The sequence below is a fragment of the Corallococcus sp. BB11-1 genome, from assembly GCF_026626625.1.
In the GTDB taxonomy this organism is placed as follows: Bacteria; Myxococcota; Myxococcia; order Myxococcales; family Myxococcaceae; genus Corallococcus; species Corallococcus soli.
The window spans coordinates 383,291-407,172 of record NZ_JAPNJY010000001.1; the positions used below are offsets into that span (position 1 = coordinate 383,291).

Sequence of the window (23,882 nt, forward strand, 5' to 3'; positions counted from 1 at the left end):
CGTTGCGCCTGCTGCCTTGCGAACAGCGGTGCCCAGCCTGGCTGTCTGCCCTCCGGGCGGGCGGGTGAGGCGGTGGCGCGCCGGTGGGCACGGGCGGGAATCCATCCCCACCATTCGGGGCGTGCCGCGCTGCGCCAGGACGAGGAACTCCGGCGCATTCGGGAGGGGGAGGCGCGGGCCCCCGTTTGCTGGAAGGGAGAGGGCCGATGGATGCCATCACGCTGCTGAAGGCGGACCACAAGACGGTGGAGCAGCTGTTCCGCAAGTTCGAGAAGTCGGGCGACCACGCGCTGGCGCACAAGCGCAAGCTGGTGGATGAGGTCGTGCGCGAGCTGTCGGTGCACGCGGCCATCGAGGAGCAGGTCTTCTATCCGGCGGTTCGCGCGCGCGCGGAGGAGCTGTCCCCGGACGTGCTGCGCGCGTTGGAGGAGCACCACGTCGTGAAGTGGCTGCTGTCGGAGCTGGACACGATGCCGCCGGAGGCGGAGCGCTTCGACGCGAAGATGCACGTGTTGATGGAGAACGTGCGCGCGCACGTCACCGAGGAGGAGCAGTACCTGTTCCCGGAGGTGAAGAAGGTCTTCAAGCCGCAGGAGCTGCGGCAGGTGGGCGAGGCGCTGGAGCTGGCGAAGCGGGCGGCGCCCACGCACCCGCACCCGGCCGCGCCGGACACGCCGCCGGGCAACCTGCTGGCGGGCGCGGTGTCGGCGGTGATGGACATGGGGCGGGACGCCCTGCGCACGGCGCGGCGCAAGGCGGAGACGCAGGTGCGCAAGGCCACGCGGCGTCCGGCGCGCAAGCCGGAGCCCACGATGACGATGGACTCCGCGGGCGAGTCGCTGCCGCACTGAGCGAGCGTCCGGCGCACGACGTCACGGGCCCGGTGAATGTCCGCCGGGCCCTCGGCGTCCTTGGGGCAGGAGGGACTTCCGCGCTAGACGCGAGGGTGGTCCCCGGCCTTTGGAAGGAGGCGCCATGTCCGCAGTGCGCAGGATGTTGTCGACGCTGGTGGTGCTCGCGGGCTTCACCGCGGCCGCGCAGTCGCCGTCGCCCGGTTCGCCCCAGGCGCGTCCCCCCGTTGATCCCCAGGTGCGCACGCTGCGCGTGGAGGGCACGGGTGAGGTGAAGGCGCAGCCGGACGAGGCCTTCATCGACGTGGCGGTGGAGACGTCCGCCGCGAACGCGAAGGCGGCGGGCGAGGAGAACGCGAAGCGGATGGAGAAGGTGCTGGCGGCGCTGATGTCCGCGGGCATCGCGAAGCGGGATCTCCAGACGCGCAACTACAACGTCTATCCGGAATACACGCCGTCGCCGCCGCAGGGTGGGGAGCCGAAGCTCAAGGGCTACCGCGTGAGCAACCTGGTGAGCGTCCACGTGACGGACCTGACCAAGGTGGGCGGGCTGTTGGACAAGGCGCTCGCGGCGGGGGCGAACCGGGTGGATTCGGTGCGCTTCGGGCTGAGCCGCCAGGACGCGGTGCAGGGCGAAGCGCTGCGGCAGGCGGTGGGGCGCGCGCGCAAGTCGGCGGAGGTGCTGGCCGCGTCGCTCAACGTGAAGCTGGGCGCGGTGCTGGACGCGAGCACGGTGACCGAAGCGCCGCGCCTCTACCCGGCCACCTTCGCCATGGACATGGCGGAGTCGCGCTCCGCGCCCACCACGCCCATCAGTCCGGAAGAGCAGACGGTGCAGGCGAAGGTGACGCTCATCTTCGCCATCCAGTAGCTACTGGCATCCCAAGGCCAGCAATCTCAACAGCTTGCCGGGGTGCTGCGTTGTCGGGGGATCGTCATGTGCCCCCAATGTGCCCCTCTGGCGCGTTCAGGCCAGAGCGGCGCGATTCTGCGAAGCGGGCGTGTCGAGCTGCTGGACGGCGCGCTCCTTCGTTTCCGGGGAGAGGTGGGCATACCGCATCGTCATTTCGATGGTGGCGTGGCCCATCAGCTCTTGGATGACCTTGAGCGGGACACCGCGCATGGCGAGGTGGCTGCCGTAGGTGTGGCGCAGGTCGTGCCAACCGATGCGGCCCTGTTCGCGGGTGATGCTCGCCCGAATCAGGCTGCGCTCCAGCGGTCGCCGCATCAGGCCGTCGGTGAGCGGCTGACCGTCCTCCTGACAGAACACGTAGGCCCCGCGCAGGTGCCGGTGTTCCTTGAGGGCATCGACCACGGATGCGGGCAGGTCCACCCCTCGCTCGCGGCCACCCTTGGGCAAGCCTTCCTGTCCGTTCGTGCGGGTGCGCCGGACCTGGAGCTTGCCGCGCGGCAGGTCCAGGTCACTCCACTGGAGGCCCATCAGCTCGCCCTCGCGAAGGCCCGTCTTGATGGCGACGAGGAGCAGCGCCCTCCACGCGGGTTCGGCGTGGGCGACAAGCCGCTCGGCCTCATCGAAGGTGAGGAAGTCGAAATCGGGCTTCCGCGTCTTGAGGAGCTTCACGCGAGGGACATGGGCGATGACGCCCTGTTCCTGCGCGAGCGTGAGCAGCTTGTGCAGCACCGTGAGGGTGTTGTTGATGTACCGGGGGCTCATGGGCGGTGGCCCGGAGCCCTTGCGCAAGCGGAGGGCTGCCCGCGAGGGGGCTTCCTTCCGCGCTCGTGCGCCCGAGTGCTTCTTGCGCATGGCGGCCTTGAAGTCCTCGACCTCCGCGAGGCCGATGGCATCCAGCGCCATGCTCCCGAAGAACGGTAGGAGGTGGTCCGCCAGAATCTGCCGCTTGCTGAGTAGGGTGGAACCCTTGTTGTTGTTCTCGCTGTACGTGATGAAGCGCGGCTCGAACTCCGCTAGCGTGACGATGCGCTTCTCCGTGGGCTTCTCCTTTCCGAAGGTCCCGGTCAGCAAGGCGTGGCGGACCTGACGCTCGTACTCCTCCGCGCCCCGGCGGGTGTTGATGGGCGATGCCTTGCGGACTCGCTCCACCTTCCCGCTGGGGTGCTGGTACTTCACGTCCACCCACCACGCCTCCTGCACCTTCCTCTCCTTCGTCTTCCACTTCCGCAGTCTGACGCTCATCGGTTCTCTCCGAGCGCAGGACCGCCGTTACCCGGCTGCCATGCTAACAGCGTGTCGCGGCGGATGCGGATGGATCGGCCGATGTGGATCACGCCTGGGAGTTGAGTCAGGCGGATCAACTCGTAGAGCGTCTTCCGGTTCACGCGCAGGAGCGCTGCGGCCTCATCGACCGTCAGGAACTCGGGTGCGCTGGCCCCTGCTTCCGTGGGCTTCGTCATCGCGTCGGCCCGCCCCCGTTGGTTGGAGGCGCGCGGCCTGGCATTGCCGCGGGGGACGGCTGTGGGTTGCTCATGCTCGTGACGTGAACACCGCGTGGGGCCGTGAGCGGAACGACCTTCGCCGCTTGCGGTGATGCGTCCTGAGCCGGCTGATGCCAAGAGGGAAGCCAGCCCCGTGCCCTGTTGTCGCGCTGCTCGGTCCAGCCTGCTGTCTTCAGCGCGGCAAGGAAGGTCCGTTTCTGGGGCGGATGCTTCTGCCCCACCGCGATGCAGAAGCCGCAGACCGCTGCATACAGCGCGTCATTCGTGAACGCCTGGGTCTTGCCCACCTGAGCGCCGCCACGGTGAATCGCTTGGGCCATCGGGCCCGTCGTCGCCCAGTCGCGGAGCTGTCCGTCGGGATCTGGGCTCTCGCTGAGTTCTCGCAGGAACTGCTCTGTCACCGGCTCGCTGAGTTGCTGAAGCTCCTCGCGGGACGCATTGATGTGGGGCCGGCGGACCCGTCGCACGTCTACGGCGCGGTTGACCATGGCGTGAGCGAAGGCGGCCACCTGCCGCATGAACTCGGGCGTGAACGCGTCGTCCTCTCCGGGAGCGTGCAGCGATTCCAAGAACTCCCGATGCGTCATGCCCAGGTCCGGGTGCGTGTACTCGGCGGGCTTGGTCCTGTTGTGGAGCACCGTCCAGCGGCGGTCGCCCTCTTCGATTTCGATGGGCTTTGTCCGGTTGGTGGCTGCGAGGAACGCCGCGCGGTTGGTAGCGGACGTCCGGGCAACCCCCTTGCTCTCCAGGAAGACCTCTCCGTCTGTGATGGTCGCCTTGAGCCCGTCGCCGAGTGAGCCCCCGCGCTTGTGGTTATCGAGCAGCTCGTTGGCGAAGATCAGGAGCTTCGTGGCGAAGTGGAAGTTGTAGGGCTTGGCCAGATCCGCCTCTCCAATCTGGACGCAGTTGGACGGCCCCAACAGGTGCGCCAGCACGCGATAGAGCACGTTCTTCCCGGAACCCGGAGGCCCTTGCAGAAGGATGGCGGTGCCCGGCCTGGAGCCCGGATGCTGGACCTTGAAGGCGATCCAGTCGAGCAACCAGTCCAACCCGGCTTCGTCCTCCGCGAGCCAGAGAAGCACGCGGCGCACGTTGGACCACGTTCCCGGCACGGGTACGAGCGAAGGGGGCTCCCAGGTGTTGACCGCGAAAGTCCCGTCCTTGCGCATGAGGAGCGCGGGGGCGTGCGGCCGGCACTCCATGGACATGACGCCCACGCAGAGATCCGGGACGTTCGGCGAGGACGCTAGCGGGCTCGCCCCACGTGGCCACGTATCGCGCGGCTCCAATAGCCCGCGCAAAATGAGGTAGTCCTCCGCGGCCTTCTGGGTCAGGAACTCGGGGGCGAAGCCGTGTCCGTCGTGTCGACGTGCAAGGTAGCGCTCCAGCGGAACGATCTTCACCAACGGCAGCTTTGCCACCTGGGCAAGCGCGGTGTCCCTGTCGGCGACGTCAGCCAAAGCGTTACCGGGCTGGATCTCCGCGCTCATCGCTCGCCTCCGTTTTCGAGGCTCGGATGGGCCACCAGTTTCAGAGCCCGGAGCCATCGTGCGTGCTCTGCCTCTTGGTCAGCCTTCCGCTGTCGCTCCCATTGCGTGAGCTTGGCGCGTGCGCCTCGCAACCCACGCAGTGCTTCGCCCCACACGTCGCGCGAGGATTCCAGGTGGGCGAGGGCATCAAGCGAGCGGCGCGCGCATTCGAGGATGCTTTCTGAACTCTCGTCAGGCTTGGCCACCCTGGCCAGCAACTCGGTCAGCTTGTTGATGCCCAGGTGCCGCTGCCCGTCGAGCATGAGCACTTCGCCCGCGTCCATCTGCGCGAGCACCGTCACCACGTCGGAACGCTTGAAGCGCTGGAGCCGCTTGCGCACGTCACTCGGATTCGCCGCTCGCAAGCCGTCCACCTGCTTTTCATTGGGGCGTTCGGCGTAGCGCGCGAAGGGCTCCCGGAGCAGGGGACCGAACTCGGCCTGTACGTCCAGCGGCTGGCCCTGGTGATGTTCAGGGGCTGGGCGTGGCACTGCGTTGGAGGGATCCCAGCTTGGCAGGTAGTAGAGCCGCGCCACGTCCTTGCAGGATGCATCGGCCTTCAGCGCGGCGTCGGTCATGTCGCCCAGGCCCACGCACTGCATGAGGCGCGGCCACAGACGCTCTGACCAGCGGCCCGGTGAGCCCACGGGAACGGGCTCGCTGAACGGGAAGACGACGCGATAGCGGATGGGCTTCGACGTGCGCCCGTAGGAGTGCGTGGGGTAGGCGAGGAACCACAGGCCACGGCGGCGCAGGCTCGCAAGCCACGCCTCAAGCGCGGCCTGGGTCTCACCGTCGAAGTCCACGATGCCCAGCGCGACGTGGGAGAAGTTCGCGTTGCGCCGGTAGGGCGTGGGTGTGGGCTGCCCGTCCTTGCCTTCGTAGAGGCCATCAGCGCGGGGTGGGCACGGCCTGGCGGGGATGATGGCGCGGCCGTCCTTCTCCTCGCGCAGGAGCGGATCCACGGCCACCTCCCAGAGCGCGGTCATCAGCTCGGCCAGTGGACCGAACGTCACGACCTCCATGCCACCGGGCGTGAACCGCGAGTCCGTCAGGCAGACCGCCCAGGATGCGAGCGCGGAGGTTGAAGAACAGCCGGCCGCGATGGCGGATGTGACGGAGCACTCAACGCGTGGGGGCTCCGTCACTGCTCCGTCACCGGGGTTTTCACTCTGCACGTGACGGAGTGACAGAACTTCCTTTTCCTTAGGAGAAGAAGAGAGAAAGGAGAGAGGAAAACAGGTCGCGTCAGTCACTCCGTCACCGCCTGTCCCAGGGCGGTCGCTGAGCTGACAACCGGCGCCGTGTCATCCGCATGGGCGAGGGTGTAGGCCCGTGGCGCCGCACCCCGCGCGCCCGGTGTGTAGCGGAAAGCCTCGCGCACTACGCCCGTGCACAGTAGGAGGGTGAGGGTTCGACGGATGACGCCCTCTCCGGCTTCAAGGCGCGCGCGCAGCTCCTTCACGGTAAGGCCCTGGGCGCCCGCGTCACCCAGCGCCGCGATGACGTGAGGGCGGTAACTCTCGACGGCTTCAAACATGGTCGTCCTTCGTTGGCTGTGACTTCGCCCCCGTAAATGGGTGCGATTTCCGAAGGTGGCCCACGCTCCAATGTTTCCGCAGGGCCCGCGCCGCTCCCTCGCTTGTGGCTCGTAGACCCGGACGGTTCAGCGCCACGACCTGCTGCGGTAGGTCCATGTCCCCCCCGGTTCTGATTTCCGAAGAGTCGACCTGTGAGACCTTGCTCGGAGGTCCCACACGCTCGAAAAATTCTCAGGAAAAATGAGGGGCCTCGTTATGCGCGGCGTACTCTCTGATTCCTTGCCGAAACGACCGCGTGCGAAGGCTGCGCGGAGATCTGCGACCCCACGGCACCTGTTACGGTCAGCGCCGTCTTCTCGGAGGTTGCCTGCCGGTGCTCCTGGTTTTCCGTCCGTTGCTGCTGCTGTCTCTTCTTCTGCTGGGCACGAACGTCACGGCTCAGGAGCCCTCACGAGGGCGTGAGTTGGTGCAGCGGCGGGTGACACTCTCCCAGTCCGCAACCGGCAAGCCCGTGGAGCTGCACGTCGCTTCTGGCTCCCTCACTGCATTGGAGTTCGACTCCCCCGTGGATCGTGCAGGAGTGAAGCTGGGGGACGCCAGAGACCGTTTCGAGCTGATCGTGGTCAATGACCGGCTGATCATACTCAAGCCCACAGGCGACGTGGGAGCGGGTGAGCACGTGCTGCTGACCGTGCCCTTCGCGGACGGCATGGCCCCAGCACGCGCTGTTTTCGCGCCCGTCACGAACGCCACACAGGTGGATGCGCAGGTCCAGGTGTCGCGGCTGCCACGCACGGCCGAGGCGGTGCAGGCCGAATTGGACGAACTGCGCGCCGCATGCGCGGGCAAGAACATCGAATTGGAAGCACTTCGAGCGCGAATTGCGGCCACGGGACCCTCGGGCATGCTCCTGGCTGGGATGTTGGATTTCAACGGCATCCAGGTGAAAGAACTCACGGACCCACTGTTGAAGCCCACTGACAGGCTGACGGTAGAGCGTGTCACCGCCTTCCGAGGCACAGGGTGGGTCGCGCTCTCGCTTGCAATCTCGAATGAAGGGGCAGTGCCCTGGACGCCCACGGAGGCTCGACTGTCCTCAGTGCGTGGTGGGCGCGCCCACGCGATGGTGGCGATGCGAGAGCCTCACATCGCTCCCGGAGGAAAGGCGCTGGTCGTGGTGGAGGCCCGTGGCGAGGATTGGCCCGAAGACGCCACCCTCCGAGTGGAGCTGCGTGACAGCGCGGGCGCCCGGCGCCTTCTCATCCCTTCCCTGGTGTTCTAGAAGCGCGGGCCATGCTGCTTTTCATTCCCGCCAGCTTGAAGCCCGGGCAGATGGTGGATGGCTGGCGCGTGGTGAAGGCCCTGGGTTCGGGCTCCTTCGGCGCCGTCTACCTTGTGGAGAAGGAGGGCCAGCGTTTCGCGCTGAAGATGGCCATGCACCGCGCCAGTAGTGGAGACGCGGAGCAGTCGGACGCGCGCCTGATGCGGGAGATGGTCTGCCTGGCCCAGGTGAGCGGCCATCCCAACATCGTGCGCACGTATGCCCACGGCCGATGGAATGACGCGACACGGGGCTGGCTCTACGTCGTCGAGGATTACGTGGAGGGCTACACGCTGGGCGAGTGGATGGAGAAGACGCACCCCACGGCGCACGAGGTGGTGGCCCTCTTCGTCAAGCTCGCCTCCGCCTTGGCCCACGTGCACGCGCGGGGCGTGTTCCACCGTGACTTGAAGTTGAGCAACATCCTGGTGCGTGCCTCGGACGGCGAGCCCTTCCTGCTGGACTTCGGGGTGGGCAGCTACGCGCAGGCGCCCGAATTGACGGACTCCCCCCTGCCGCCCGGCACCCGGCGCTACCGCTCCCCCGAGGCCACGAAGTTCCTGCGCGAGCATGGCGAGGAGTCCGAGGCGCGCTACGCCTTCAAGGCCACGGATGATGTCTACGCGCTGGGCATCTGCCTCTATGACCTGCTGACGATTGCGCGCCCCTGGAGTGAGTCTCCGGCCATGTTTCTGGGGGGCAGGTTGGAGTTGCCCGCACCGCATTCGCTCAACCCTCGGGTGCCAGCGGCTCTGGGCGCGGCCGTCCTCCATTTCGTTGCCCGGGATCCGGAGAAGCGTGCCCCCACGGCGGAGGTGATGAAGCGCGAGTTGGCCGCATTGCTGCCCGAGGTGGGAATCGCTTGGAGGGAGCCCTTCCACGTTCCCAATCCCCACGTCCAACTCGCCCCCGAAGCGCCACCCCTCATGCCATCACAAGAGGTGCCTGCCCCGGCCGCCCGGAAGGGACTGGTGACCGCGCGAGGGGCCTTCATGGTGGCGCTTGCCGTGCTCCTGGGCGGCCTCGTGCTCTGGCGCTTCACGACGCCCTCGGAGTCTCTTCCCGCTGCACAGCGGACGCCGTTAGCGCCCTCCTCCGCATGGCAGGTGAATCCAGAGTTGACGCAACCTGCTCCCCCTCCAGCGCCCGCCACGATGCCCCCTGAAGTAGCCTCTCCCGTGTCCGCACCCGAGCAGAAGGAAAGTCCTCCCGTGAAGCGCGCTCCCTCGCCCATGTCTCCGCCGCCCGCTCCCGCTATCAGGAAGCCAAAGCCCCTGGCCGTCTCCCCGGGCTGGCCCCCGGCGGAATGGGGTGGCTTCCTCAAGACGTGCGCGGGTCTGACCGCCGCCGCTGCCCTCCAGATGGGCTGCCCGGGAGCCCAGGTGCGGCCCGAGGCCGCGGACTGCCCCGAGGCCTCACGCAAGGCAATGTTCACCAAGAAGGCGGACGGCGGGTTGGGGTTGCGGAAGAATGCCTATGTCGCCTTCTACGCGGACGCGCGTCAGAAGCGCGCGGGTTATGATGGGATCTTCCGCGAGGGGCCCGTGACGGGTGAGGTGTATACCGACGACCGGCCCGAACTTCCCAAAGGCACGCTGCTGTACGGCTACCTGTGGACGGGGAACAAGGACCGGCTGCTCGGACGCTACACCGAGGCCCGGCTTCCGAATGGCCAGAGGGTGCCGGTCTGCATCGAGGTGGGAAACCATGAGGACCTCGGATGGAGCACTAGGGCCGAGGAGTCCAAGCCGGGCGAGATCGTGACTCGCAGTAACCTGTCTGGCATCGCGGTCGAACGTTGGCGTTGAGGCTCCTGCCCGACGTAACACTCATTTACAATTCAGCCCCTGTCCTTCTCACCCGGAGTGAGAGGAGTTCCGGGGGAGTTGAACCCGCCGCGTCGTTCCCGAGGATCGATGTGGGCACTACCTTGCAAGTTCCTTCGCGCGAATTCCTCTCGCGTAGGCGCAAGGGGTATCCGCATGGCCCATCCGTCTGATCCGCCGCTCTCCAGCGGCGTCGTACTCTTCACTCAGGGGGACACATCCTACGAATTCTTCCGGGACCTGGGAGTGGGGCGGCTGGGAGAGCGCGTCCTGCTCGCCTTAATCCGGACGCCCCAAGGGCTGGGCGACTGCGTGGTGCTCAAGTGCATCCCTCTGCCGCAAGGCGAAGAGCTGTCCGAAGGCTTTCAGCACACGCGGACGCGGCTGGAGGAAGAGGTGCGGCTTACGCGCTACCTCCAGCATCCGCGCATCGCGCGCGTCCATGGGCTTGTCGAGATGACGCATGGGCTGTGCGTGGTGATGGAGAACCTGGAGGGCTTGTCGCTCAACACGCTGCTGTCGGTGGCCCAGGCGCGCGGACGCTACTTCTCTGAGTCCTTCGTCCTCTACGTAGGCGCGGAGGTTGCGGCGGCGCTGGACTATGCGCACACGCGCACGAATGAAGCGGGCACGCCGCTGGGCATCGTCAACCGCGACGTCAACCCGGGCCGTATCCGTCTGGGGCCGCGCGGTGAAGTGCGGATGACGGACTTCGGCGTGGCCCTCTCCCTGTTGACGGGGCGCGTGGCAACATCCTTCCCCCGGCCCCAAGGCGAAGTCCTCTATGCTGCGCCTGAGGCGTTGCTGGGCGACGCGGTGGATGCGCGGGCCGACCTCTTCTCCCTGGGGCTGACCCTGCTGGAGTTCGCCACGGGCCGGCACCTCTACGACCCGGGCCACCTACTCGCGGACGGGGTGGAGGCTCGGCTATCGCGGGAGGAACGGGAGAAGGTACTCGCGGCGTCCGTGGCCTCCCTGGGGCTCAATCTGCCGCCCTTCGCGGAGGACATAATCCGGTGTGCCATGTCCTATCGCTCCGATGACGTGGAGCGCGCGGCGGAGGGCCTGTCCGTGCCACTGCGCGACATTCTCCACTCGTTGCTACGGCCTGACCCCCTGGAGCGCTTCGCCACGGCATCAGAGTTGGAGGGCCTATTCCGCGCGCGTCTGGCGCAATTGCCGACCTACTCGGGGGAGGACGCGGTGAAGGAGGCTCAGCGAGCCATCGTGGAAGCGGAGAATCAGCTCTGGGACATCGAGGTGCCAGATGACGAGGGCGGCATTGCCGTGCCGATCCTAGATATAGCTAGCCCAGATGAGGTTTCGACAGAGCCCGCACCGAGCAAGATATTGCCGCGTCAGCTTACAAAAAACCGTCACCCAGACGAGGTGACTACTGCTCCGGGGGCAGGGGCACGTCGGCTGAACACGCGCTCGGCGTGCTAAGTTTCTTTGCTCATTTCAGGGAAGCAACGGTTTCGGTAAATTGCCAACGATTGTCGCAACGCACAAAGACACTGATGCTTAATGGCGTGAATCTCGGACGAAGATTGCTGGGGATTGAATGAAGGTATTCGAGAGGCTGGACGCGGCAGCAATGTGCCCCCATTTCATTGAACATGTGTTTGGAATAATCCGTGAGGAGTATCCCGAACTTCAATCGGCCCCTGATGAGATTCGTGCGGAGAGCATGTTCCTATGGATGAGGCTGCGACAGCCGCTTTCAGATGAATCGCCGCGATTCATCCCAGCGCTCTCGCCCGCAGACGGCTTGGATGAGGTGGTTGCCAAAATCTGGAGCCAGATGAGCCCTGAACAATGGGTGAAAATGAGAGAGCGCGCTCAATCAACAAAAAACCCAGCTCTCAAGGCTCATTACGGAGACATTCTGTGGGAAACAAGAAAAATACATAAGCTTCCAGGATCTATTGAGCTTGTGAATAGTGCGATTGGCGGCTATTTGGGTTGGATTGATGCTCTGGAGCTTGTTCCGACCGGATGGATGGACATTAAGACCATCGGACGGCGCGTTGCTGAGTTGGGATTTCTTGTGCGCAGGCCTGAGTGGGTACAAGGGGCGACGGAGCGCCTTACTGGTGCATTAAAAAGCCGAGCTGTTGAGGGCTTGAGAAAACCGGGAATCACTCTGTTCCTAGCGGAGACGATGCTGGATGTAAGTGAGAATTCATCCCGCGCTAGGTTTGCCTTAGATCAAAGTGCCCTTAGTTCAGTCCGAGCTGTGTTGGAAGACTTTAAGAGCAGCCAGTCACACCCTGTGCTTGGCGAGTACGAGAGACGGGCCGAAGTGCTGCTTGGCCGGGTTGATAAACTCCAGGGGACTCCCATAGGGCCTCGTGACCGATTCATCGCCGAGTCGTTGATGCGACAGGGGGAATTCCAGTTGAGCGCAAAAAATGGCCTCCTGGCTAGCTCTTTGTTCATGGAAGCCATTGATGCGTTTTTGGTGGCTGGCGATCCGTTGGCGGCAGAGTTGGCGAAGACAAAGGCAAGGGAAGCCAATGTTTTGAGTGTGGAGCAAATGACTACGTATGTCTCTTCTGTGGAAGTGCCGGATGCATTCGTCGATGCTGCTCTTGGACGGATATTAAGCGCGGAGTCGATTGATGAAGTTCTGGAACGCTGTGCTGGATCAGAAACACTGATTCCTGATCTGGACATTCCTTTGCGCGAGCCTGACCCTGCCGATGCGAGACTGAGCGACTTTGCATCAAGCACGACGCTCGTCGGTGATCGCAGGGTTGCGAATGATCCGAACGGGCTGGAGTCGGAACGAGCAAGGATGCGAAGTCATCATGTTTCTGTGGCTGTCGGATTGTTCTGGCTGAATTTGTTGAGAAAATGTGTTGCTCGCGGCCTTGATGCAGACGCCGTGGTTGGGTTTTTGGTTTCAAGAGGTGTAGTTCCTTCCGGGCATGAGGGTTCTGTCAGGGCTGGTGTGGCTCGTTTTTTTGCTGGAGATTTTATTTCTGCCGTTCATGTTCTTGTCCCTCAGTTTGAATCAGCGATTCGGAACTGCCTGCTTAAGTTGGGGGTTAGCGTAACTACGTACAGGGCTGACCAAGGGGGGAGATTGCAGGAGCGAACGCTGGGGGTCTTTTTTGGTGAAGAGGGAGACGAGCGACTGGTTAGTGATTCCAAAAAGGCGATGGGACCTCGGCTGTGGTTTTGGGTTAAGCATGTTTTTTTGGACGAGCGGGGTTATAACTTGAGGAATTCCGTTGCTCATGGGTTGTTGTTGGATAGGGATTTGGGGGGAGTTTTGTGCTGCTCTTGTCTTGCTTGGCATTGTTCAGTTGGCTGCTCCGATGCGAAGCTTGAGTGGCGGTGGGTAGAGGTGACCTCAAAATTGCCTCAAGAGAATGATGACGCAGCCGAGGTGGAGGAAGCCGAGGAAATTCTCCGCCTCCGCCTCCGCCTCCGCCTCCGCCTCCGCCTCCGCCTCCGCCTCCGCCTCCGCCTCCGCCCCGTAGCGAGTCACGAGGCGCCGAGGTTCTGGAGCCAGGCAAAGAGTCGCTCCACCTTCCCCACGTCGGCGGTATCGACGCAGTTCTCGCCCATCCCGGGTCTTTGTCTTACGCATCGGCGATGCGGAGCAATCAGCTTCACTCCGCGCTCGTGCCACAGTCACTCGTCGAGCTTGTCAGCGTCATAGGTCTTGTCGCCGATGAGTCGCTCTGGAAGCTCTTCGATGTTGCCCAAATGCAGGCTAAGATAGGCTTGTGGCCACCAGGAGGGACGATGAGCGGAGAGTTTCTAGAATCTACGAAACGGACGTTGTCTGAACGTGTGGGAGCATGTTGTTCCTTTTGCCTTGTCCACACGAAGGGCGCCTCGGCAGAAGCCCCTAATGCAGTCACCTCGATTGGAGAGGCTGCGCATATAAAGGGCAACAAGCCTGATGCTCGCCGCTACGACCCCTTGATGTCAGATGATCAGCGACGCGCTATTGAGAATGGTATTTGGCTGTGTAGAAACTGTCACGGCAAGATTGATCGCGACGAGGTGACCTTTACCGTGGCGTTGCTTCTCGCGCGTAAGGCTGAAGCAGAACTCCGTATGGGCGGGCTTGTAGGAGCGCCCAATGGGGTTGTGCCCGTCTTCGACTGGGCAACGGCGGTGTATTCGAGCACGCATCAAGACTACATCGTGACAGTCTCCGTCCGGAATGAGTCCGAACAGCCGATGACGATGATGGGTGCCACGCTAACCGTAGGGACACAAGTCAACGCGTCCAGTAATGGCTTTCCGAGTAATAGAGGCGGTTTTCGTAAGTTGGACCATCGAGGTGAGCGGCTACAGGCCTTCGACGGAGTTGAAGGTTCGTGGTTTTTTGGATGGAGCTTTGAGGATGGGGGGGAGCGTCTACCCCTTCCTGAAGGGGCGACTGTTGGCCTGCTCAAGGTCAGGTTGGCTCATGGGCCAGTTATTGAAACGCCAGTCGATATTGTGAGCTTGGCGAGGTTTCATGACGACAGGGCGCTGCGCCAACTTGTGGAGCAGGTGCCTCTTGTACTGAGCAAGCAGGTTGTTGCTGATCTGCTCGCGGCCATGGACGTAGATCACTTGGTTTTCTTGCGCCAGATTGGTCCGTTCAGGAAGTTCTTGGGGGTTGTGAAAGATTATTTACCTCTCTCGGCGCCAGCCTTGGCCAGTACGGGATACCAGCCTCTTGATGAGTTGTGCTTGGCCGTCAAGCAGTTGGTTGGTTTTGTTGCAAATTGGTTCTATCCGTACCCTTCTGCTGGGAGCGCTGATGAACGAGATACGGCTTTTGCCCTTTGGCCTCAAGGGAATGTCGACAGGGGCTCTCCATCTCCGGAGCAAGAAGATAGATATCTGCGACTTGTGGATGCGATGGAGTCTATTGTTGCTGATGTGAAGGTGGCGTACGACCATTTTGTTGCTGTGCTTCCCGCTGCGCAGAAGTAGGCGCTGTTGGAGCGGGCGGGGTGTGTGATCGTAGTCTTGCGTGCGAATTGGGAGGAGCCGTAATGCCGATTGAAGTGACTGGTCTTGCGGAGTTGGTTCGAGTTCTTGATGAGGCGCGAAGGCGTGCCCCCAAGGCCTATCAGCTTGATGGGAGCCAGGGACCCATGGGTAATCGCGTTAAATACTTGGCTTTTCGGTTTCCGACGCCGCTAGGCTCGCAGTCTTTCTCCCTCGCGTCCGACACTCATATGAGCGCGGTCGACATGTTTCTCGCACTTGCACGCGACGCACGGCGGATAGAGGAAGTGCTCGAACTTGCGGAAACCCCACGCGGAAACGCCAAGCTCGTCCTCCGCTCAGTTAGGCGAATCAAGGGCTGGTACTGTTACGCGGAGAGATGAATAGCTGATTTCACTTTTAGATGAAAGTGACGCTCAGGAGGGATGTTTTAACTGAGGGCTAATCCAAAGAGGCTGGGGGGTAGAGGCATCTGCGCGTCACATTGAGCCTGTCGTGCTCGAAATCATGCAGGGGTGGCCAAGTGCTCTGCTGCCTTGCTGCCATGTGCCCCCAGTGTGCCCCTCCAGCGTGGATTGAAGGGGCACACCAGGGAACTCCCCGGAACAGCACGGGATGGCGCCCCGAGCGAAACCAGAGCGACAGGTGGGTAACCGCGCGTCCTGCGTAAGGTTTCCTGTCGCACTGGCGAAGGTGACGCTCATCTTCGCCATCCAGTAGGCGCGTTGCTCAGGGCTCCAGGGCTCCAGGGCTCCAGGGCTCCAGGGCTCCAGGGCCCTGGTTCAGGCTGACCACTGTCAGGCTGGTGGGCAGGGAGGGTGGAGTTGCCCCCGTCCAATCAGACGGCTCAGGGGTGAGAGTTCGCGGTACGGAACTTGTGGGGTGACTTCATCTTCAGCCTGCGGTGGACCAGTGGACGCTGGCGGGCATATCGAACGCTCAGGGTTCGTCGGTCACGACGTGGGACGCTACTGGAACGGCGAACCTCCGCTGGACCGTGTGAAGACACGGTTCTGGGTCATCGTTCCATCGAAAGACTGTATTTGGCGGGCCGAACGCCAGGCACTGCGACAACCTCTTTCTCGTGGAGATGCTCGTCCCTCATGGCTCCATGTCCGTCGATGGATTCGTGCTGTACGCGGAAGCGGAGCAGGACTGAACGTCCCACCCGGACGAAGTGAAGACAGTGCAAGACGCTGGATTGCACCGGGCCGCGAGACAGCAGCTCACCGTCTGAAATCATGGCGCGGTCGACTTGTCGGACCTGGTGGCTATGACCGGGTCCTGCACACCGTACCGGAGTGCGACCAGGAGGCGCGCGCGATGGGCAGCCGTGGGTGGGCGGTGCTTTGGCCATGGCTTCTTCTCATGCGAGGGGAGGCCACGGCGTCGCCGCACTCCGAGGCCTCGGCCCCCAGGGAGCCGACCCGCTCTTGGTCTTCACTGGCTCGGCTGGAGGTGTCGACGCTCGTGCTCCTGCCACGCTCGGGCCGCGGTGGGGCCGAAGGCTTCGTCCAACTGGAGCCCACGCTCATCCTGGATGGCGGCCCAGAGGTCGGGCTCAACCTGGGCGCTCCCGTTCGACTGCGAGCATGGGACGGCGCGGGCCACGTGCGACGTGAGGACTGGGACCGTCTCTCTGATTGGGGCCAGCTCGTGCGTGGCCTCAAGCTGGGCTCGGACGCTGCGCCCGTGGGAGTGTGGCTGGGCGCTCTGGAGGACTACAGCCTGCTGTCGGCGCATCTGGTGCGCCGCTACTCCAACCGGACGAACCCGGACTACCACCCGGCGGGTGGCTTCCTCACGGGCACCGTCGGACCGCTCTACACGGAGGCCTTCGCCTCGGATGTGCTGGGCGCACGGTTGATGGGGGCGGAGGTCGCGCTGGACGTGGGGCGCGTTCTCCTAGGAGCCAATCACACGCCGGGACGCTACTCGCTCGCTGTTTCCGCCGTGCATGACTGGGGACGCGCTGGAGGGAATGCACCGTCCGTGACGCTGGCGCACCTGGACGCAACGGCGGTGGTGCTCAGGCGCCCGGGTCTGGAAGCGCACCTCTTGGCGGGCTGGGGAGGGCGGCCGGGCGTCGGAGGCGCCTGGGGCGCGGTGCTGGGCGTGGGGGCGGATGCGGTGACACCGACGCGGGACATGTCACTCCGCCTGGAGGCGCGAAGGCAGCACGGCGGCTTCCGACAGGGCTTCTTCGGCCCGGACTACGAACTGGCGCGCTTCCAGGCAATGGGCCCGGAGGGTGCGCCGCTCGCCTCCTCTCACTTCCCGGACGGGTATTCGCTCCAGGCGGAGGCACGGGTGGGCTGGGACGGCGTGGGCTATCGCGGACTGCAACGGCACCTGATGGCGTCGCTGAGCGTGGAGGCCTTCTCCTGGGGCCGCCTGGATGCGGACGGACGGCTGGCGGTGCAACTCCTGGAGCGCAGCCTGGAGCTTGCGGTGAAGGGGCTGGGCGCGGGCCTGGGCCAACCCGGGGCGCGCTACCTGGGCGCGGCGGAGGCGCGCTGGCGAATCGTGGCGGGGAAGTTCTACGCGGTGGCCTCGGGCGGCACGCTGCTGTTCCCAGGAGGTGACGGGACGCTGCGTCCAGGTGCTTTCGCATCAGTGGGCCTGGGGGTGGACAATGCGCGCTGACGTCCTGCTTGGGTGCGTGGCCCTCCTCGTCACCGGCTGCGCCTCGGTGCCTCCCGGGCCCGGAAGGACGCTGAGCTACACAGCCCGCACGGCCACGGGCGCCCCTGGGGTGCGAGCGTCGAACGACGAGGCGCCGCGTGCATCCGCCCCGGCGATGAGCGTCACGCGGCCTGAGGAAGCGCCGCCGTTGTACCGCCGCAAGGCCGTGCGTGAGGTGGTGACGGGAGCGAGCCCCGTCCGTGCGGTGGCCATGGCGGACGTCACCCGCCCTGATGATTTGCAGTCGGACGCCTGGGAGCAGTTGCTGACGAACGCGGGCCTGGAGGCGCGGGACGAACGCCCTGTGGGAGGAGCGCTGACGCCCACGCAAGCCGCGCGTCTGCTGGATGTGCTGGTGGGCAAGCCCGTCACGTTGGACGCCTTCCCGCCTCGCATGGCCGTGGGCTTCATCCTGCGCGAGGTGATGGACGGAGGCGAAGTCACGCGGCAGGAACTCCTGCGGCGAGTCGAGTGCTTCTCCCGGGAACAGATCGCGGTGTTGCGACCGGACGGCTATCTGGCGTGGGCCCTCGCGGGGCGCACGCAGCAGAAGGTGGCACCCGTCGAGTGGAAGGACGGCGCCTTCCGAGCGCATGGCTTCGAACTGGGTCGCTTCTACAGCGGCAAGGGCGGTGTCTTCCGCACCGTGGACGTGCAACTCCAGGCCTCGGATTGGCGGCCCATGGCCGAGGTGTACGACGACGCGGACGTCATCAACCGCACCCTGGATGGAGCGGAAGATGCGTTCGTGGAGCTGTACCACGCGCTGGGCCAGTTGCTCACGCGTCCCGTGGACAGTCTCGCTGGGCTGAGCAACCTGCCGGCGGGCGCGGCGGCACTCATCGCGTCCTCGCCCATGTACTGGGAGCGCTTCCAGTCCATGACCCGCGGAGAGCAGATCCGCGAGGTGTCGCGGCTGACGACGGGCCTGCTCATGACCGGGGGCGCGGCTTCGGCCACGACCCGGATGCTGAAAGGGATGGCGCTGGGCGCGGAAGTCTCTGTGCCGGTGCTCTCGCTGTCGGCGGAGGGCGCGCTGGCGCTGGAGCGCATCGCGGTGCCAGCAGGACGCGCGGCGGCGGCAATGAGCGGCGGACCCGGGGCGGCCATCGTCCTCCAGAGGGCGAACACGGCGTCAAACGGAGGAGCGCCTTCCCAGGGGCCGGGACAGTGGGGGCCAGCGAAGGAGTCCATGAAACCGCCCGCTCGGCGCTATCAGGAGCAGATCACGGGACACTCCGCCGATGATGCCTACTGGGTAGGCGGCACGAGCACGCAGGCCGGCGGCGTGAAGTTCGACGGCTTCAATGATGGCGTGCTGCTGGAGGCCAAGGGAACCGGTTACGCTAATTTCTTCGAGGGGCTGGAGCCCAGGGAGTGGTTCCGGAACTCCGGAGCCCAGGGGCTCATTGATCAGGCCCAGCGACAGAGCGACAAGGTTCGGGGTATGGGCATTCCCATCGAGTGGCACGTCTCGGAGAAGCATGCCGCGAATGCCATCCGGAAGCTGCTTGAGGACGCGGAAGTCAAAGGAATCAAGGTCATCCACACCCCCGCGCTCTGAGGAGAGAACATCGTGACCGGTAAGTCCGAGCCTGAGACCTACCCTGAAACCTACAATGCTGGCGCCTACTGGGGCCCGCGTAAGGAGTCACCCGAGGAATGTGCTCGGCGAACGGCCACCTTCCTCAACCTCCTGGCCTCGTGCGATCCCCTTCTGGCCCAATGGTACAAGCCAGCCAGGTCACGCAAGGACGCGCGCCATGTGCCCCTCATGCCGCCTGATGTGCCCACCTTGACCGAGCTGTTCCGGCGAGGCGTCAACCGCGAGAAGGGAGGGCCGGCCATCGAGCAACTGGGCTTTCGCTCCTCCTTCGACAACGGTGGGAACGGTGATGATTGCGCGAGTCTGCGCATCAATGGCGGCATGTCTTCAGAGGCCGTTTCCAACCACTGCCTGCTTTCCCTGCCATCGAAAGGGCCGAATGCGGGCCGGTTGCTCACGACGCCAGTGCTGACGGACGTTGTGCGCGGCATGGTGTCTTCTTGGGAGCCGGACTGGGCGTTGGCAGGCTCCAGCGCCTACAGGATGCAGTACCGGGAGCCCGACTCGGCCCCCTTTTCCTTGGGCTGGATCACGTACCTCTCACGCCGCATCGGCACGGTGCCGCCGCTTCCAGCTCCGGTGCGCATCGAGCCGGTGGAGGACAAGGGCACGTTGATCATCCTGACCCCTGAGCGCTTCACGGCAGCCAACCCCGAGCACATCGCACTGGCGCGACGTGTGCGCGAACTGCTGGCCCGTGCGGGACTCATGCCGGCCGTGACGTTCTGAGCGCAATCGGGTGACCGAAGGCCGCGCCATTTGCCCCTCCCGAAATCGGCGGACGCTCCACGCCCTGACACTGTTTCAGGGGCTCAGCGTTCGACGATGTCGGAGGGCAGCAGGTACGGGGACGCTTCGACCAGCGCATCCGACGTCCAACCCCTGTTGGAGCCCTGGCCGGTGGAATAGCAGTCGCCGTCGGTGTGGATGCCCAGCAGGTGGCCCTCGCGGTTGAGCACACCCGCGCCGGAGCTTCCGACCAGCGTGTCCAGGTCCGTGTAGTAGACAAGCTGCCGGCAGGTGGCCAGGTAGCCGCCCTCGGCGATGACCTTGGGCCGGCCCCGGGGATGCTGGATGATGGCAAGTCGCTCAGTGGCCCGGGCCGTCAGCGGGACGGGCGTGACGTCGGGCAGCACGTCGAGCGCGATGAGCGCGTAGTCGGGTTCGAGCGCCTGCTCGATGACGGTGCCCTCGGTGATGAGCGGGTCGCCGTCGGGCGCGTCCTCGAAGTTGAAGACCACCAGCGCCCGGTCCCCGACCGCGGCGCAGTGCCCTGCGGTCACCACGACCGGGCCCGCGCTCGCTTGAATCAGGGTTCCGGTGCAGCGCCCATCAATGATGACGACCGCGTCCTCGCGCGCCTGGACGACGTCGGCGAAGGCGCCCTGATAGCGGTTGATGGGGGTGAAATCAGCCAGGGGGCCGCACTGCGTGAGGCTGCCCACCTCTGGCACCTGGGGCTCCTCGCAGACCGGAGGAACCACGGGCACCGTGCTTCCTCCACAGGCGGTGAAGCCCAGGAGGACGGTGCCCGTGAGCAACAGGCCCCACGGCCGCATGACTTGACCGGGGGGCCTGGATTCCATCGCCTAGTAGAGGGCGTTCAGCGCGGTCTTGTCAGACGAGGTCCACTCGCCGCTCTCGGTCGAACGGAAGCAGGAGTTCATGACCGAGCCGCCGACCGTGGCCGTGCCCGACGTGCCGGGGATGAGGATGGCGCCCACGCCCGCGGTGCCCTCGTTGGTGGCCGCGCCGCCGCAGCTGATGGAGCGGTTGTAGTAGTCCGAGTGACGGAAGCCGACCGCGTGGCCGAGCTCGTGGGTGATGACGTGCTCGCTCACGTCAACGCTGTAGCTCTGCAGGCCCGTGCCGATGTTGATGGTGCCGTAGGGGTTGCCGCCCGACGGGAAGCCCGCGGAGCCGCCGGCGCCGGACATGGTCCGCGCCGCGATGTTCGCGCTGCAGCCCGTGGTCGGGCCACGCGCCATCGTGAAGCTCAGGCCGAGCTGGTTGTAGTTCTGGATGGCCAGGTCCAGGCCCTGGCTCAGCCGGCTGTAGCTGTTGAACGTGGCGTTGGGGTTGATGCAGATCTTCGTCTTGGTGGAGCTGACGAGGTTCGTCGTCCGGTACTGCTCCGCCGTCTGCTGGTCGGTCTGGAGCATCTCGCGGGACGCCTCGAGCGTCACGTGCGCGTCGAGACCCACGTACACGGCGTCGTCGACGACCATGATGTCGTTCTCAGGGAACCCGGCCTCGATCAGGTTGGAGACGATCTCCTGGTTCTCAAGCTGCGTGTCGTTACCGCAGCCGGACAGGAACGCGCCACAGCTCGCCACGATGACTGCCGCTTTCTTGAACATGATTTTCTTCCTCTGAGTCGGGGGGGAACGCGCCTCCGCCTGACCTTCCCGTCAGCCGCGGTCTGCGCGCCTCGCCACTGAGCAACTGTCGGGCCACTCGGATTATCAGAGGGGAATAGCTGGCATTTGGGGAATTACATGGAGCACCAATACTCCAGCTCCAAGTCACGATGTCGTAACGGAACGTGACACCTGGGAAGGCAATCACCTGTCCGGACGTGGTTTTTGTCACTCGCGAACAGGTGTCCTGATTTCGGTGCGCGGGTGTCCTTGAATCGGTCACCTGCGCGGGCGTCACAGGTGGCTGTCACGGACCCGGGGTGGACAGAGGGGCGAAAGTGCCGCTGGCGTGCGTCCCGCGAGGTGTTGACGGCGCGACATGCCCGGGGCGTCGGGAGGGGCCGGTGGTTCGCGGGAAGGGTGGGCGTGAATCCACTCCCGGTGTATCCCGTCTTCCATGCCAATGCGCCACTTCTCCCTTCCCCTCGCCGCGCTGCTGGGCGCGACCCTGTCCTTCCTCCCGGGCTGTGGAAGCACGAAGTCCACCGGCCCTTCTCCGCTCGACACCCCGGACCAGGAGTCCACGCCCATGCAGGCCACGGACGCCTGGAAGCGCGCTCGCGTGGGCGACCGGCTCACCTACGACTTCGCCGCGACGCAGGGGCCCGCGCACCAGGGCGGCGGCACCGCGCGCACCGTCGGGGGGCAGCTGACGCTGGAGGTGGTGGCCGTGCAGCAGCCCTGGGTCTGGGTGCGCGTGGCCTTCACCGACGAGGCCGGCAAGCCCCTGACGCAGCCGCGCCTGGCGCAGGACCTCCTGGTGCCTGTGCGCGCGGACACGACGCGCCCGCTCGACGTGCCCCACGGGGGCGAGGCCTCCGCCGAGAAGCCCTCCAGCGCCGGCCGCACCTGGGAGGCCATGCGCTACGTCAGCGACCAGCGGCCCGTGGACGGCCCCCTGCGCGCGCGCGTGTACGCCAACGACCCGGGCCCGCTCTACCTCACCCACGGCCTGCTGGAGGCGAGCACCGAGTCGGCCGGCTTCCACACCCCGGGCGGCTTCAAGCTGACGCTGCGCGAGTTCCGCGAGGGCTCCGCCGGAGCCAGCGCCCCCGTGCCTGAGATGGCGCGGCCCCTGGGGCCGGGCGCGTACTACGACCGGCTCGTGGACGTGGACCCCTCGCCGGGCGTGCAGCGCGTGTGCTTCACCGCCGAGCGCGGCTACCTGCTGCGCACCGAAGGCCCCGTCGTCCCCGGCGCCGCCCCCTGCACCGACTTCTCCCAGGCCGAGCCGGAGCGGCTGGAAGAGGTGCTGATGGGCATGCCCTGGGAGGCCCTGGCCTCGGAGGAGGGGCCCGCGGCGGGCGCGTCCGTCACCCGTGGCACCTTCACCGCGGAGGGCCGCGCCGTGCCCGCGCGCATCGAGCAGGGCTCGGAGGACGTGGAGGGCATCCAGCGCGTCTTCTCGCAGACCTTCGCGGCCGAGCCGTGGGCGCCGGAGCTCGCGGGCCTGGCCCTTGAAGCGCGCTTCCAGCCGCTCGCGAGCAGCACCGAGCGCGTGGTCGCCGGTGGCAAGCGCGAACCCGAGGGCGGCACGCGGCTCGTGCGGTGGGGCTCGTGGCTCGGGGGCGCGAGGTAACGCCCGCGCGCGACAGCGTCCGCACGGAGCTGGCGCCCGATGCCAGGTCCGTGGCGTGACATCCCGTGGCGATGCGCGCGCGGCGCCCTTCCACGGGCGTCGCGGGTGCACCTCCTGGTGGCTCGGGGCTCACAGGGGCGCGGCGGACCCGAACATGCCGTGCCCCGCTCAGCCGAAGCTGGAGGTCGCCGAGCCGGCGTTGCCCCCCGCCAGGGGCTTGTAGGGGAAGTAGAGGTTGCGCACGAAGCGGGTGAACAGGTGCTCCTCGTTCCAGCGCTGACGGGCCATGCCGTAGACGCCCGGGGCGCGCAGGTCGTGGGCGGAGACGCCGGTGACGAACTCGCGCTCGCTGTAGATGGCGAACACCTCGTCCACCGCCGCGCGGCTGCGGTAGGTGCGCTGCACGGTGCGGTAGATGAGCTCGTTCTCCTCCCGGGTGAAGGCCAGCCCCTGGATGGCGTGGGCCATCTCGTGGAAGACGAGGTACTGCTCCGACTCCAACTGGTCCTGGCGCAGGGCGATGCGCGCTCGGGGCCAGTCCGGGCGGTCCCAGAACAGCCCCGCGGCGCGTGGCGACACCGCCTTCGGATAGCCATGCTTCACCAGCGTGTGGCCGGGAGGGATCAGCTCCAACGTCAGGGGGCGGGCGGCCTCCATCCGGGCGATGAGCGCGAGGTTGCCGGAGAGCTGCCGCGCGAGCTCCTCCTGCACCCGCTGCACCTGCGCGGCGGGGGCTCCGTACGGCTTGAGCTCCACCTTCGCCTGCACATAGGCCCGGGCTCGCGCGGGCCCCTCGGCGGGCGGACGGCCCCCTCGCGCCTCGAAGACGTCGCCTCCCGCCAGGAGCGTGAAGGCGCTCAGCGGCTGAAGCCTCGCGACCTCCGTCGCCAGCGGGGTGACGTCCGGTGTCGAGCCATCCAGGGTTTCGAAGTGCTCCGGTCGCATGCGCCCCTCCTCTTCACGAGCAGGTCTTCGCCTGCTGATTGCATTCGTCGACGCGACCCGGCGTCTGGGTGTCGGGCGTCGCGCACCCGGAGGAGGCCAGGGGTCCACCTGCCCGCAACACGAGTCCTCGAAGGTGGCTCATGGGCGGGAGTCTATGCGGCCCGGAGCCCGTGGATGAACCCACCCGGACGCCCGT

The 23,882-nt window shown here is 65.8% G+C and carries 19 protein-coding genes; 11 read left to right on the top strand and 8 right to left on the bottom strand.

Annotated features, from left to right (window positions below; genetic code table 11):
- Positions 1 to 206: 206 nt before the first annotated feature.
- Entirely contained in the window at positions 207 to 851 is a 645-nt protein-coding gene (locus OV207_RS01675; protein WP_193346052.1) for a hemerythrin domain-containing protein, read from the top strand.
- A 124-nt stretch (positions 852 to 975) separates the two neighbouring features.
- Positions 976 to 1,722 carry an SIMPL domain-containing protein gene (locus tag OV207_RS01680; RefSeq protein WP_267551997.1) on the top strand — a complete coding sequence of 249 codons (747 nt, stop codon included), beginning with the start codon at positions 976 to 978 and terminating at the stop codon, positions 1,720 to 1,722.
- Between the two features lie 96 nt (positions 1,723 to 1,818).
- On the opposite strand, the gene OV207_RS01685 is transcribed toward OV207_RS01680, so the two are convergent.
- The 5 genes from OV207_RS01685 to OV207_RS01705 all read right to left on the bottom strand — a co-directional run bounded on the left by OV207_RS01685 (position 1,819) and on the right by OV207_RS01705 (position 6,335).
- Positions 1,819 to 3,006 carry a tyrosine-type recombinase/integrase gene (locus OV207_RS01685; protein ID WP_267551999.1) on the bottom strand — a complete coding sequence of 396 codons (1,188 nt, stop codon included), beginning with the start codon at positions 3,004 to 3,006 and terminating at the stop codon, positions 1,819 to 1,821.
- Positions 3,003 to 3,224 carry a helix-turn-helix domain-containing protein gene (locus OV207_RS01690; RefSeq protein ID WP_267552001.1) on the bottom strand — a complete coding sequence of 74 codons (222 nt, stop codon included), beginning with the start codon at positions 3,222 to 3,224 and terminating at the stop codon, positions 3,003 to 3,005. The genes OV207_RS01685 and OV207_RS01690 overlap by 4 nt, the downstream gene beginning before the upstream one ends.
- Positions 3,221 to 4,756, bottom strand: a complete 1,536-nt coding sequence (locus OV207_RS01695; protein WP_267552003.1) for a primase-helicase family protein — start codon at positions 4,754 to 4,756, stop codon at positions 3,221 to 3,223. Before OV207_RS01695 ends, OV207_RS01690 begins: the two co-directional genes overlap by 4 nt.
- On the bottom strand, positions 4,753 to 5,820 hold the full coding sequence (locus OV207_RS01700) for a hypothetical protein (RefSeq protein WP_267552005.1): 1,068 nt from the start codon (positions 5,818 to 5,820) through the stop codon (positions 4,753 to 4,755). Before OV207_RS01700 ends, OV207_RS01695 begins: the two co-directional genes overlap by 4 nt.
- 227 nt (positions 5,821 to 6,047) lie before the next feature.
- Entirely contained in the window at positions 6,048 to 6,335 is a 288-nt protein-coding gene (locus OV207_RS01705) for a hypothetical protein (RefSeq protein ID WP_267552006.1), read from the bottom strand.
- 374 nt (positions 6,336 to 6,709) lie between these two features.
- Here OV207_RS01705 and OV207_RS01710 point away from each other — a divergent pair, with 374 nt between their 5' ends.
- From OV207_RS01710 to OV207_RS01755, 8 genes are all read left to right on the top strand, one after another.
- Positions 6,710 to 7,618, top strand: a complete 909-nt coding sequence (locus OV207_RS01710) for a DUF2381 family protein (RefSeq protein WP_267552008.1) — start codon at positions 6,710 to 6,712, stop codon at positions 7,616 to 7,618.
- Between the two features lie 11 nt (positions 7,619 to 7,629).
- Positions 7,630 to 9,465, top strand: coding sequence for a serine/threonine protein kinase (locus tag OV207_RS01715; protein WP_267552009.1), 1,836 nt, complete (start codon positions 7,630 to 7,632; stop codon positions 9,463 to 9,465).
- 174 nt (positions 9,466 to 9,639) lie between these two features.
- Complete coding sequence (locus tag OV207_RS01720; RefSeq protein ID WP_267552011.1) at positions 9,640 to 10,929, top strand: serine/threonine protein kinase; 1,290 nt, start codon at positions 9,640 to 9,642, stop codon at positions 10,927 to 10,929.
- 118 nt (positions 10,930 to 11,047) lie between these two features.
- Positions 11,048 to 13,156 (top strand): DUF4209 domain-containing protein, encoded by a 2,109-nt coding sequence (locus tag OV207_RS37730; RefSeq protein WP_420715153.1) that lies wholly within the window; start codon positions 11,048 to 11,050, stop codon positions 13,154 to 13,156.
- 86 nt (positions 13,157 to 13,242) lie between these two features.
- Positions 13,243 to 14,433, top strand: a complete 1,191-nt coding sequence (locus OV207_RS01735; RefSeq protein ID WP_267552804.1) for an HNH endonuclease — start codon at positions 13,243 to 13,245, stop codon at positions 14,431 to 14,433.
- A 1,341-nt stretch (positions 14,434 to 15,774) separates the two neighbouring features.
- Entirely contained in the window at positions 15,775 to 17,097 is a 1,323-nt protein-coding gene (locus OV207_RS01740) for a hypothetical protein (RefSeq protein WP_267552013.1), read from the top strand.
- Positions 17,087 to 18,700, top strand: a complete 1,614-nt coding sequence (locus OV207_RS37620; protein WP_324291486.1) for a Tox-REase-5 domain-containing protein — start codon at positions 17,087 to 17,089, stop codon at positions 18,698 to 18,700. The genes OV207_RS01740 and OV207_RS37620 overlap by 11 nt, the downstream gene beginning before the upstream one ends.
- Before the next feature lie 12 nt (positions 18,701 to 18,712).
- Positions 18,713 to 19,471: an immunity 52 family protein gene (locus OV207_RS01755; protein ID WP_267552015.1), complete on the top strand. Its 759-nt coding sequence runs from the start codon at positions 18,713 to 18,715 to the stop codon at positions 19,469 to 19,471.
- 83 nt (positions 19,472 to 19,554) lie between these two features.
- Here the strand turns inward: OV207_RS01755 and OV207_RS01760 are convergent, their stop codons facing one another.
- A complete protein-coding gene (locus tag OV207_RS01760) occupies positions 19,555 to 20,301 on the bottom strand; it encodes a trypsin-like serine peptidase (protein ID WP_267552017.1) in 747 nt (248 codons plus the stop codon).
- A 30-nt stretch (positions 20,302 to 20,331) separates the two neighbouring features.
- Entirely contained in the window at positions 20,332 to 21,102 is a 771-nt protein-coding gene (locus OV207_RS01765) for a zinc-dependent metalloprotease (protein ID WP_267552018.1), read from the bottom strand.
- Positions 21,103 to 21,559: 457 nt separating this feature from the next.
- Here OV207_RS01765 and OV207_RS01770 point away from each other — a divergent pair, with 457 nt between their 5' ends.
- Positions 21,560 to 22,741: a DUF6068 family protein gene (locus tag OV207_RS01770; RefSeq protein WP_267552019.1), complete on the top strand. Its 1,182-nt coding sequence runs from the start codon at positions 21,560 to 21,562 to the stop codon at positions 22,739 to 22,741.
- 168 nt (positions 22,742 to 22,909) lie between these two features.
- Here OV207_RS01770 and OV207_RS01775 read toward each other — a convergent pair whose 3' ends face one another.
- A complete protein-coding gene (locus OV207_RS01775) occupies positions 22,910 to 23,686 on the bottom strand; it encodes a hypothetical protein (protein ID WP_267552020.1) in 777 nt (258 codons plus the stop codon).
- Positions 23,687 to 23,882 lie beyond the last annotated feature (196 nt).

Bases quoted from the DNA above. Each gene is read 5' to 3' on its own strand.
- OV207_RS01720 (WP_267552011.1), top strand. From the start codon at position 9,640: ATGGCCCATCCGTCTGATCCGCCGCTCTCCAGCGGCGTCGTACTCTTC.
- OV207_RS01690 (WP_267552001.1), bottom strand. From the start codon at position 3,224: ATGACGAAGCCCACGGAAGCAGGGGCCAGCGCACCCGAGTTCCTGACG.
- OV207_RS01675 (WP_193346052.1), top strand. From the start codon at position 207: ATGGATGCCATCACGCTGCTGAAGGCGGACCACAAGACGGTGGAGCAG.
- OV207_RS01695 (WP_267552003.1), bottom strand. From the start codon at position 4,756: ATGAGCGCGGAGATCCAGCCCGGTAACGCTTTGGCTGACGTCGCCGAC.
- OV207_RS01760 (WP_267552017.1), bottom strand. From the start codon at position 20,301: ATGCGGCCGTGGGGCCTGTTGCTCACGGGCACCGTCCTCCTGGGCTTC.
- OV207_RS37620 (WP_324291486.1), top strand. From the start codon at position 17,087: ATGCGCGCTGACGTCCTGCTTGGGTGCGTGGCCCTCCTCGTCACCGGC.
- OV207_RS01705 (WP_267552006.1), bottom strand. From the start codon at position 6,335: ATGTTTGAAGCCGTCGAGAGTTACCGCCCTCACGTCATCGCGGCGCTG.
- OV207_RS01700 (WP_267552005.1), bottom strand. From the start codon at position 5,820: ATGGAGGTCGTGACGTTCGGTCCACTGGCCGAGCTGATGACCGCGCTC.
- OV207_RS37730 (WP_420715153.1), top strand. From the start codon at position 11,048: ATGAAGGTATTCGAGAGGCTGGACGCGGCAGCAATGTGCCCCCATTTC.
- OV207_RS01740 (WP_267552013.1), top strand. From the start codon at position 15,775: ATGGGCAGCCGTGGGTGGGCGGTGCTTTGGCCATGGCTTCTTCTCATG.
- OV207_RS01775 (WP_267552020.1), bottom strand. From the start codon at position 23,686: ATGCGACCGGAGCACTTCGAAACCCTGGATGGCTCGACACCGGACGTC.
- OV207_RS01765 (WP_267552018.1), bottom strand. From the start codon at position 21,102: ATGTTCAAGAAAGCGGCAGTCATCGTGGCGAGCTGTGGCGCGTTCCTG.
- OV207_RS01735 (WP_267552804.1), top strand. From the start codon at position 13,243: ATGAGCGGAGAGTTTCTAGAATCTACGAAACGGACGTTGTCTGAACGT.
- OV207_RS01715 (WP_267552009.1), top strand. From the start codon at position 7,630: ATGCTGCTTTTCATTCCCGCCAGCTTGAAGCCCGGGCAGATGGTGGAT.
- OV207_RS01685 (WP_267551999.1), bottom strand. From the start codon at position 3,006: ATGAGCGTCAGACTGCGGAAGTGGAAGACGAAGGAGAGGAAGGTGCAG.
- OV207_RS01770 (WP_267552019.1), top strand. From the start codon at position 21,560: ATGCCAATGCGCCACTTCTCCCTTCCCCTCGCCGCGCTGCTGGGCGCG.
- OV207_RS01680 (WP_267551997.1), top strand. From the start codon at position 976: ATGTCCGCAGTGCGCAGGATGTTGTCGACGCTGGTGGTGCTCGCGGGC.